The sequence below is a fragment of the Bradyrhizobium sp. 62 genome (assembly GCF_023073035.1).
GTDB lineage: Bacteria > Pseudomonadota > Alphaproteobacteria > Rhizobiales > Xanthobacteraceae > Bradyrhizobium.
Genome location: NZ_JADPIT010000029.1, coordinates 87,401 through 96,808, shown reverse-complemented (window position 1 = coordinate 96,808; position 9,408 = coordinate 87,401). Strand labels below are relative to the sequence as shown.

At 63.4% G+C, this 9,408-nt stretch carries 10 protein-coding genes; 1 reads left to right on the top strand and 9 read right to left on the bottom strand.

Annotated elements, in window-relative coordinates:
- Positions 1-42 precede the first annotated feature (42 nt).
- The 9 genes from IVB47_RS27235 to IVB47_RS27195 all read right to left on the bottom strand — a co-directional run bounded on the left by IVB47_RS27235 (position 43) and on the right by IVB47_RS27195 (position 8,089).
- Positions 43-1,215 carry a phosphoserine transaminase gene (locus tag IVB47_RS27235; protein WP_247403796.1) on the bottom strand — a complete coding sequence of 391 codons (1,173 nt, stop codon included), beginning with the start codon at positions 1,213-1,215 and terminating at the stop codon, positions 43-45.
- Between the two features lie 79 nt (positions 1,216-1,294).
- Positions 1,295-1,501 carry a hypothetical protein gene (locus IVB47_RS27230; protein WP_027565338.1) on the bottom strand — a complete coding sequence of 69 codons (207 nt, stop codon included), beginning with the start codon at positions 1,499-1,501 and terminating at the stop codon, positions 1,295-1,297.
- A gap of 158 nt (positions 1,502-1,659) precedes the next feature.
- Entirely contained in the window at positions 1,660-2,124 is a 465-nt protein-coding gene (locus IVB47_RS27225; protein WP_027565339.1) for a GNAT family N-acetyltransferase, read from the bottom strand.
- A gap of 25 nt (positions 2,125-2,149) precedes the next feature.
- Positions 2,150-2,740 carry a glutathione S-transferase family protein gene (locus IVB47_RS27220; RefSeq protein ID WP_027565340.1) on the bottom strand — a complete coding sequence of 197 codons (591 nt, stop codon included), beginning with the start codon at positions 2,738-2,740 and terminating at the stop codon, positions 2,150-2,152.
- 75 nt (positions 2,741-2,815) lie between these two features.
- Positions 2,816-3,643 (bottom strand): outer membrane beta-barrel protein, encoded by an 828-nt coding sequence (locus tag IVB47_RS27215; protein ID WP_247282541.1) that lies wholly within the window; start codon positions 3,641-3,643, stop codon positions 2,816-2,818.
- 167 nt (positions 3,644-3,810) lie between these two features.
- On the bottom strand, positions 3,811-4,638 hold the full coding sequence (locus IVB47_RS27210) for an outer membrane beta-barrel protein (RefSeq protein ID WP_247465889.1): 828 nt from the start codon (positions 4,636-4,638) through the stop codon (positions 3,811-3,813).
- Between the two features lie 234 nt (positions 4,639-4,872).
- Entirely contained in the window at positions 4,873-6,120 is a 1,248-nt protein-coding gene (locus tag IVB47_RS27205) for an MFS transporter (RefSeq protein WP_027565343.1), read from the bottom strand.
- A gap of 237 nt (positions 6,121-6,357) precedes the next feature.
- Positions 6,358-7,701: a phosphoglucosamine mutase gene (glmM, locus tag IVB47_RS27200; RefSeq protein ID WP_027565344.1), complete on the bottom strand. Its 1,344-nt coding sequence runs from the start codon at positions 7,699-7,701 to the stop codon at positions 6,358-6,360.
- A gap of 220 nt (positions 7,702-7,921) precedes the next feature.
- Entirely contained in the window at positions 7,922-8,089 is a 168-nt protein-coding gene (locus tag IVB47_RS27195; protein ID WP_007596725.1) for a hypothetical protein, read from the bottom strand.
- A 145-nt stretch (positions 8,090-8,234) separates the two neighbouring features.
- Here IVB47_RS27195 and IVB47_RS27190 point away from each other — a divergent pair, with 145 nt between their 5' ends.
- A complete protein-coding gene (locus IVB47_RS27190; protein WP_027565345.1) occupies positions 8,235-9,371 on the top strand; it encodes an alpha-hydroxy acid oxidase in 1,137 nt (378 codons plus the stop codon).
- Positions 9,372-9,408: the final 37 nt, after the last annotated feature.

Sequence of the window (9,408 nt, the reverse complement as noted above, 5' to 3'; positions counted from 1 at the left end):
CCCGGCCATGACGAGATGAGATACGCGACGAGCGAAGCCTGCTTACGCCGCCTTGGCGAGCGTGGCCTTGGTCTCGGCGAAGGCCCAGTCGATCCACTGGGTCAGCAGCGCGACATCGCTGGCCTCGACGGTGGCGCCGCACCAGATGCGCAGGCCGGCGGGCGCATCGCGGTAGTAGGCGAAGTCGTAGCCCGCGCCTTCCTTCTCGACCAGCGCCACCAGCTTCTTGGAGAAGTCGGCCTGCGCGTCCTCGGAGAGCGAGGTGATCGCGGGATCGGTGAACTTCAGGCACACCGAAGTGTTGGAGCGGATCGCGGCGTCCTTGGCGAGGAAGTCGATCCAGGGCGTCTTCGCCTTCCAGTCGGCGAGCACCCTGGTGTTGGCGTCGGCGCGCGCGATCAGCGCCTTCAGGCCACCGATCGACTTGGCCCAGTTCAGCGCGTCGAGATAATCCTCGACGCAGAGCATCGACGGCGTGTTGATGGTCTCGCCGACGAAAATGCCTTCGTTGATCTTGCCGCCCTTGGTCATGCGGAAAATCTTCGGCAGCGGCCAGGCCGGCTTGTAGGTTTCGAGCCGCTCCACGGCGCGGGGCGACAGGATCAGCATGCCGTGCGCGGCTTCGCCGCCGAGCGCCTTCTGCCAGGAGAAGGTGACGACGTCGAGCTTGGCCCAGTCGAGCGGTTGCGCGAACGCGGCCGAGGTGGCGTCGCAGATGGTCAGGCCTTCGCGAGTGGCGCTGATCCAGTCGGCGTTAGGCACGCGCACGCCCGAGGTGGTGCCGTTCCAGGTGAAGACGACGTCGGACTTCGGATCGACCTTGGAGAGGTCGGGGATCTCACCGTAAGCCGCGTTGAGCTTGGTGACGTCCTTGAGCTTCAATTCCTTGACGATGTCGCTGACCCAGCCCTCGCCGAAGGATTCCCAGGCGAGCGTGGTGACGGGCCGCGCCCCCAGCATCGACCACAGCGCCATCTCGACAGCGCCGGTATCGGAGGCCGGCACGATGCCGATGCGATAATCGGCGGGCACTTCGAGCACCTCGCGCGTCAAATCGATCGCGAGCTTGAGCTTGGTCTTGCCGACCTTCGCGCGATGCGAACGGCCGAGCGCTGCGTCCTTGAGATTTTGGGCATTCCATCCGGGGCGCTTGGCGCAGGGACCGGAGGAAAAATGCGGCACGTTCGGCCGCGAAGCGGGCTTCGCTACAGTCATCGTCTACCCTTCCAGATAGTAAGCCTCCCGTTGGGGGGAGGTGTCCCGCCGCGGCAGATACGGGAATCGGGAAGACCAGTCAAGGAAGTTCCGGAGCCTCACGCGCGAGTGATGGCGCCTCCGGTGTGATTTTGGGGGATTCGACCACGGCCAGCGCGTTCAGCAAGTCCGTGGCATCGTTGATCAATTGCGCGGCGCGGCGGCGGCTGCCTACTTTCAAAATGCATTTGTCATTGGCCTGCACGACGTAGTCGTTGCCGACCTTGATCATCGAATAGCTTGTCATCGAAATCCCCGAACCGATCGAGCCCGGTTTCAGACGCTCGCGTAGCACCGTTCGTTCCTGGTTCCATGTGAACGTCGAACGGGTAGTTTATCAGCTCTTAACATGAACGTATGCGCGATCCGATTTCGCTGATCGCGCAAGGCTCATGGCGCGCTGCGTCAAAAGCGGACAGTCATGCCGACGTGACTCGCGGTGAACCCAAGCCGCTTGTAGAAGCGCTGCGCATCTGTTCGCGTCTGATGTGTGAGCAGTTCGACCAGATTGCAGCCGCGCGCTTTCGCTTCCGTCACCGCCCATTGCACCAATTGCTCGCCGATGCCGCGGCTGCGGCAATCGGAAGCAACGCGGACGTCTTCGAGCAGACCCCGCCGGCCGCCTTGCGAGCTGAGACCCGGCAGGATCGCGAGCTGCAGGCAGCCGACCACCCTGCCCTCGCTCTCCGCAACCACGAGCTGGATATTTTGATCGCGCTCGACCCGCGCGAATGCCTCGTAATAGGACGCAGGCAACGGGTCTTCTACGCGCTCGCGTGCGCGCCCGAGATGATCGTCGGCGAGCATCGCCACGATCGCAGCAACGTCCTCGCGGCGCGCGGGACGAATGGAGACGGATTCGGCGTTCATGAAGTTACTCCTGCCTCAGCGCGCCTTAGCGCACCTTGGGAAGCCCGAGAAAGGTCTCAGCTTCGGCGATCCAGCGGCGGACGGCGGCAAAGCGGCCGAGATCGAAGCCGCCTTCATGCGCAACGCGGGTATAGGCGAGCAGTGACACCTCGGCGAGCGAGACGGCATCGCCGGCGAGGAAACGGCTGCCGGCGAGATGCTGCTCCATGCGGTCAAGCGCCGCATAGCCGCGCTTGACCTTTTCAGGATCGAGCTCGGAGGCGTCCTTGCCGAGATAGACGAGCTGGAAGCGGCACACCGCGATGTAGGGCTCGTGGCTGTATTGTTCCCAGAACAGCCATTCGTCCATCTTGGCGGCGGTGAAAGCATCGCGCGGAATGAGCACGCTGTCGCGCGCGAGATAGCGGATGATGGCATTGGATTGCGCCAGCGTGCGGCCGTCGTCGAAAGCGACGGTGGGCACCTGGCCGGCACCATTCATCTCGAGGAATTGCGCCGTGCGGCTTTCGCCCTTGCGAGTGTCGATCTCGATCCACTGGTAGGGCAGCGCGAGCTTGTCGCAGACCCACTTCACCTTCAGACAATTGCCGGAATTGGTATCGCCGTAGATCCGCATCGCTGCCCCCCGCGCATTCGGCGACAGAGCATCAGGACGGAGGCGGCCTGTCAATCGGCGCCGCGCGCCGGCGCGTCAGAACTTGTAGCCGAGACCGGCGCGAACGGTGTTGATGCTGGTGTCGACCGCCGAGCTGAAGCGGATGTATTCGTATTCACCGCGGAAGAACAGGCCACCAACCAGATTGACGTCGACGCCAAGACCGGCGGTGTAGCCGTAGATCAAATGGTTATGCTGGGCATCCGTCGAGCTCAGCAGCGCGAGTGGAGTATAGGTGCCGAGTTGGGTCGCGCTGATGCGGTCCTGCGCACTGACCGTGCGGATGATGTCGGCATTCCCAAGTGCGAGACCCGCGAACATGTAGGGCAGAAAGCATCCCCAGGCGTAAGCTGCGCGGCCGCGGAATGTCGCCATGTCGCTGATGTTGATCGATGACGTGGAGGTCGCCGTGACGTCGTGAAAATTGCCGTCGGACAGGGCGACGGGGCTCACGCGCCGCTCCGACGCTGACGCCGTTCCACCAAACTTGCCGTGCAGGTAGCTGAATTCAAGGCCGAGTACGACATCGTCCCACTGGCCATTGTAGCCGACGAAAGCGCCGTAGCCGCTGGTACGCTGCGAAGCCTTGCCAAGTCCGAGGTTCCACTGCGATACACCCATCGAACTTTCGATCAAGGTATCGGCCAGCAACGCCGCCATCATGTTGCGGGTCGAGCCGTTGAAGTTCTCGTCCGACGAGCCATAGCCGCCCTGGGCGCCGATATAGCTGCCCTGCCAGTTGACGTTGGACTTGCTCAAGCCGTCGGTGAAGCCACCGCGCAGGATGGGAAGATCGGAAAGATCGGCCGCATGCGCCGCAGAGACCGTCCCCAACATCGCCGCCGCCAACAAAAGCCTACGCATCGAACGCTCCATCGAACTCGATCTTTCAGCCCTGATCATGGCTCGTTAACCTTAACCAATGGTTGCGTCGCAGCCTTTCGTCGCCGCTCGCCATGAAAAATACGCAAAGCGAAACGGCGCGGGATGATCCCGCGCCGTTAAGAAGTCCTAAGCGATGAGGCTGTCGATCAGCCCTTGGTGACGAGCGGCGGCATGTAGGCCGGCGGGCTGTTGAGATCCCAGCGCACGCCGAGCTTGACGTCGTGCGAGGTGAGCTCCTTGATCTTGATCGTTGACGGACCCGAGGCGCTGTTGTCGAACAAGCGATAGTTGCCGGGCGCCGCGTCGCCGAGGTTCATGTAGCTGTAGGCCAGTTCGACGGTGAACCCGGGATTGACCTTGTAGGCGAGACCGGCGTGGGCGGCCCAGGCGAGGTTCCACTTTCCGTTGTCGGCGAAGTAAGCGACGCTGTTGTTGAGCCCGGGGCTGTACGACACGCCGTCGTCGCGGAAGCCGCTGATCTTGTTGTAGGAGCCGCCGACACCGGCGCCGATGAACGGGGTGATGCACCACCAGGTGCCGAGATCGACATAGGCATTCGCCATGACGACCCACTCGGATTTGCTGCCGCTGTAATTGTTGACGCCGACGAAGCCGGGTCCAATGACGTTGTCGCTGCCGTGCAGATTGGCCCTGCCCCGGTACTGGCCGATCACGTCGCCACGGAACCAGTTGTTGAAGCGGTAGCCGACGCCGAGATCGAACAGCGTCGCCGAGTCGAAGCCGAGTCCCTCCGTCGTCTTCGTAAACCCAGGCGCTACGGCGCCCTCGATGCTCTTGGCGCGCTGGTTGGTCATGCCGACGTCGCCGCGCAGATACCAGCCTCCGAAGTCGGCGGGCGGCGCCGGGGGCGCGTACATCGGAGGGGGCGCCGCGATCGGCATGTCGGCGGCGAACGCCACCGAGGAGATCAGGGTTGCCGCACCCGCGGCAAGGAGAGACTTAACGCTACGCATTGGCTTCGTCCTTTTGGCCGGTGAGGCAATACGGCGCCTCACGTTCTGGAAACTCACGGCCCGGACGATGCCAGCAAATGTTTAAGCGCCACTTAACCCTAATTTTTAAGGTTGATTTTTTCTAACCGCTCACGCGCATGCGGGGCGAGCGTTGCAAAAATGCAGCGCAAATGCGACGCCGTCGCCGCATGTCCTAACGATGTATGAAGCCGCGCTGCAGCAAGACAGGATATGTTAACGCGCATGCCGCGGTAGCTTGGGCAGGAACACCGCAAGCAGGCCGATCGCCGGCAGATAGGCGCAGACCTGGTAGACGAACGCGATTGAGGTATGGTCGGCGAGCTTGCCGAGCACGGCGGCGCCCAAGCCGCCGATGCCGAACGCGACACCGAAGAACACGCCGGAGATCATGCCGAAGCGATGCGGGACCAACTCCTGCGCGAACACGATGATCGACGACGTCGTTGAGGAGATGATCAGGCCGATGATCACGGACAGCACCGCGCTCGCATAGAGCCCGGCATAGGGCAGCGCCAGCGTGAACGGCAGCGCCCCCAGGATCGAGATCCAGATCACGATCTTGCGGCCGAAGCGATCGCCCAGGGGACCACCGAGAAAAGCCCCGACCGCATTCGCCGCGAGGAAAATGAAGAGATACATCTGCGCGGCTTGCGTCGACACGCCGAACCGGTCGATCAGATAGAAGATGTAGTAGCTCGACAGGCTCGAGACGTAGAGCTGTTTCGAGAACAGCAGCGCGACCAGCACGAGGAGCGCAACGACGACGCGACGCGAGCTCGGCGCGTCGGGATGGGCTTGAGCCACCGCGGTCTTCTTCGCCTTGATCTGCGGTTCGTACCAGCGGCCGATGCGCCAGAGGATGAGGATCGCGAGGAAGGCGATCGAGGAGAACCAGGCGATGCTGCCCTGCCCGAACGGCACGACGATGAGCGCGGCCAGCACCGGTCCCATCGAGGTGCCAAAACTGCCGCCGAGCTGGAATACCGATTGCGCAAAACCGTAGCGGCCGCCGGAGGCCAGCCGCGCGATGCGCGCCGACTCCGGATGAAACACCGCCGAGCCGAGACCGACCAGCGCGGCGGCGACGAGGATGACGAGATATTGGTGGGCGGCACTGAGCAGCAACAGACCGAAGAAGGTCGAGGCCATGCCGATCGACAGCGAATAAGGCTGCGCCTTCTTGTCGGTGTAGTGGCCGACCACCGGCTGGAGCAGCGAGGCCGTGAACTGGAAGGCCAGCGTGATCATGCCGATCTGCGCGAAGTCGAGCGCGTAGGTGTCCTTCAGGATCGGATACACCGAGGCGATCAGCGACTGCATGGTGTCGTTGAGGAAGTGCGAGAAGCTGATGCCGGCCAGCACGACGTAGGCCGGCCCTGCGGCCTTGGCTGCTTGTGCCACGTCGCTGACGATGACGGGTTCGGTCAGCGCTTCCTCTGAGACGACGACAGGCTTGTTCACTGGAGCATCCCGGCGGGCGCGGCAGATTGCCGCGACAAGCTCATTACGATGCAGGGAGTGGTGGAACCACCGCCAATCGCAAATGGCTGCGATGCATCTCTTACCTCTCCGCGAGTCCGGAATCGTAGGGTGGGCAAAAGCGCACTTGCGCCGTGCCCACCATCGACCGACAGCGCAACAGAAGCGGTGGGCACGCTTCGCTTTGCCCACCCTACGATACTGTGGTCGAGGAAGAGCTTACGCCGCGGCCTGCCCGAGCGCCGAGACGATGGTATCGACGACGTCCTCGACCAGGATGCGATCCTCGCCCTCGCCCATGACGCGGATCACCGGCTCGGTGCCGGAGGAGCGGATCAGCAGGCGGCCGTGGCCGTTGAGCCGCTGCTCGCCATCGGAGATCGCCGATTTGACATCGGAATTGTCGAGCGGCTTGCCGCCCTTGTGACGGACGTTCTTCAGGATCTGCGGCAGCGGATCGAAACGGTGGCAGACTTCCGACACCGGGCGGCGCAGCTTCTGCACCACGGCAAGCACCTGCAACGCGGCAACGAAGCCGTCGCCGGTGGTGGCGTAGTCGGACAGGATGATGTGGCCGGACTGCTCGCCGCCGAGATTATAGCCGCCGTTCAGCATCTGCTCGAGCACGTAGCGATCGCCGACCGGCGTCCGCACGAGATCGAGCCCCTGCGCATTGAGGAAGCGCTCGAGCCCGAGGTTCGACATCACGGTGGCGACGATGCCCGATCGCGACAGCCGGCCGTCTTCCTTCCAGCTCTGCGCGATCACCGCGAGCAGCTGGTCGCCGTCGACGATGTGGCCGCGCTCGTCGACCAGGATGACGCGATCGGCGTCGCCGTCGAGCGCGATGCCGATGTCGGCGCGCATCTCGCGGACCTTCTTCGACAGCGCTTCCGGCGAGGTGGAGCCGCATTCCTTGTTGATGTTGAAGCCGTCGGGCTCGACCCCGATCGGAATCACGTCGGCGCCCAGCTCCCACAGCGCTTCCGGCACCACCTTGTAGGCGGCGCCATTGGCGCAATCGACCACGACGCGAAGGCCGTCGAGCGACAGATCGCGCGGCAGCGTGCGCTTGGCGAATTCGATGTAGCGGTCATGCACGCCGTCAATGCGGCGGGCGCGGCCGAGACTGGCGCTCTGGGCGAGACGCTTGTCGATGGGCTCGTCGAGCAGCTGCTCGATCTGCTTCTCGACGTCGTCGGAGAGCTTGAAGCCCTGCGGGCCGAACAGCTTGATGCCGTTGTCCTCGAACAGGTTGTGCGAGGCGGAGATCATCACGCCGAGATCGGCGCGCATCGACTTGGTCAACATCGCGACCGCCGGCGTCGGCATCGGGCCGACCAGCAGCACGTCCATGCCGACCGAGGTGAAGCCCGCCACCATGGCGTATTCGATCATGTAGCCGGACAGGCGGGTATCCTTGCCGATCACGACCCTGTGGCGGTGATCACCGCGCTGAAACGCCAGGCCTGCGGCCTGGCCGACCTTGAGCGCGAGCTCCGGCGTGATCAGTCCGTTGGCGCGGCCCCGGATCCCGTCCGTCCCGAAATATTTGCGGCTCATATCGTCCCCCACGCGACAACCAGGGATCCCCAATACAACCTGCGGGTGCCCTGGCGGGACCCGCATCCCTGATTTGCTGAGGTCTTATAAAGCCATCGCGGCTAACTTGGCTTCAAAAAATATGATAAATCATTACGGAACCGGGCAGGCCCCGATGCTGATAACGTCTTGTTAACATTATATTTCCAGCGAGGACGCCGGAACAGGGCGGAACCCGCGCCTAGTCCGAGCGCTTCACATGGCCGTCCCCGCGGCTCGGCGCCGGCTGGGTGACATTGACGGGATCGGAGCCCGGAAAGGTCTCTTCCAGACCTTCCTCCAGCGCTTCCTCGAGATCATGCTTCTCCTTGATCTCCTCCGGCGTCGGTCCGGTGTGCGGCCTGGTCATGGCGCCCTCCTCTCCACAAAGGATTTGCAAACGATTTGGCTGTGCATCCAACCATGCTAGATGACCCCTCGATCTTCCGATGCAAGACTCATCCGCTACTTCCGATGCAGACTCTTCCGATACAAGACGGGCCGGGGAAACGTTCATGAAGCACATCACCTGTATCGACGATCTTCGCACACTGCATCAGCGCCGCGTGCCGAAGGCGTTCTTCGATTATTGCGACCGCGGCTCCTACGCCGAGGAAACGCTGCGCGCCAACCGCGATGACATGCAGGCGATCAAGTTCCGCCAGCGTATCCTGGTCGACGTCTCCAAACGCGACACCGCCACCACGATCCTCGGCGAGCCCTCGACCATGCCGCTGATGCTCGCGCCGGTGGGCCTGCTCGGCATGCAGCATGGCGACGGCGAGATCCATGCCTGCCGCGCCGCGCAAGCCGCCGGTATCCCGTTCACGCAGTCGACGATGTCGATCTGCTCGATCGAGGACATCGCGGCCAGTGTCGAGAAGCCGTTCTGGTTCCAGCTCTACGTGATGAAGGACCGCGGCTTCATCAAGGAATTGATCCAGCGCGCGATCGCGGCGAAATGCTCCGCGCTGGTGCTGACCGTCGATCTCCAGGTGATCGGCCAGCGCCACCAGGACATCAAGAACGGCATGACAGTCCCGCCGGAATGGTCGCTCTCGAAGCTATTGGATTTCGCCAGCAAGCCCGCCTGGGTCTCCGGCGTGCTGCAAGGCAAGCGCCGCACCTTCGGTAACATCGCCGGCCATGTGAAGAACACCGGGGACCTCAATCGCCTCGCGGAGTGGACGGCGTCGCAATTCGATACGTCCCTGAACTGGAAGGACGTCGAGTGGGTCCGCAGCATCTGGCCGGGCAAGCTGATCATCAAGGGCATTCTGGATGTCGAGGACGCCGAGGAGGCCGCCAAGACCGGCGCGCAGGCGCTCGTCGTCTCGAACCACGGCGGCCGTCAGCTCGACGGCGCGCCGTCATCGATCGAGGTGCTGCCCGAGATCGCCGAGGCGGTCGGTGACAGGATGGAGATCATGTTCGACGGCGGCATTCGCTCCGGCCAGGACGTGATGCGCGCGCTCGCGCTCGGTGCAAAGTCCTGCATGATCGGCCGCGCCTATGCCTATGGTCTTGGCGCCGGCGGCCAGGCCGGCGTCGCCAAGGCGATCGACATCATCCAGAAGGAGTTGCTCACCACCATGGGCCTGTGCGGCGTCAACAGAATCGACGAGATCGACGAGCATATCATCGCGATGTGACCGCAGCGGTGTGGCAAAAAGCAACCGCTTCAAACTC

What these genes read in the sequence shown, in the direction of transcription:
- IVB47_RS27215 (WP_247282541.1), bottom strand. Translation starts at nt 3,643, where the DNA reads ATGCGTAGGCTTTTGTTGGCGGCGGCGATGTTGGGGACGGTCTCTGCG.
- IVB47_RS27220 (WP_027565340.1), bottom strand. Translation starts at nt 2,740, where the DNA reads ATGCGGATCTACGGCGATACCAATTCCGGCAATTGTCTGAAGGTGAAG.
- IVB47_RS27235 (WP_247403796.1), bottom strand. Translation starts at nt 1,215, where the DNA reads ATGACTGTAGCGAAGCCCGCTTCGCGGCCGAACGTGCCGCATTTTTCC.
- IVB47_RS27195 (WP_007596725.1), bottom strand. Translation starts at nt 8,089, where the DNA reads ATGACCAGGCCGCACACCGGACCGACGCCGGAGGAGATCAAGGAGAAG.
- IVB47_RS27190 (WP_027565345.1), top strand. Translation starts at nt 8,235, where the DNA reads ATGAAGCACATCACCTGTATCGACGATCTTCGCACACTGCATCAGCGC.
- IVB47_RS27230 (WP_027565338.1), bottom strand. Translation starts at nt 1,501, where the DNA reads ATGACAAGCTATTCGATGATCAAGGTCGGCAACGACTACGTCGTGCAG.
- glmM (WP_027565344.1), bottom strand. Translation starts at nt 7,701, where the DNA reads ATGAGCCGCAAATATTTCGGGACGGACGGGATCCGGGGCCGCGCCAAC.
- IVB47_RS27210 (WP_247465889.1), bottom strand. Translation starts at nt 4,638, where the DNA reads ATGCGTAGCGTTAAGTCTCTCCTTGCCGCGGGTGCGGCAACCCTGATC.
- IVB47_RS27225 (WP_027565339.1), bottom strand. Translation starts at nt 2,124, where the DNA reads ATGAACGCCGAATCCGTCTCCATTCGTCCCGCGCGCCGCGAGGACGTT.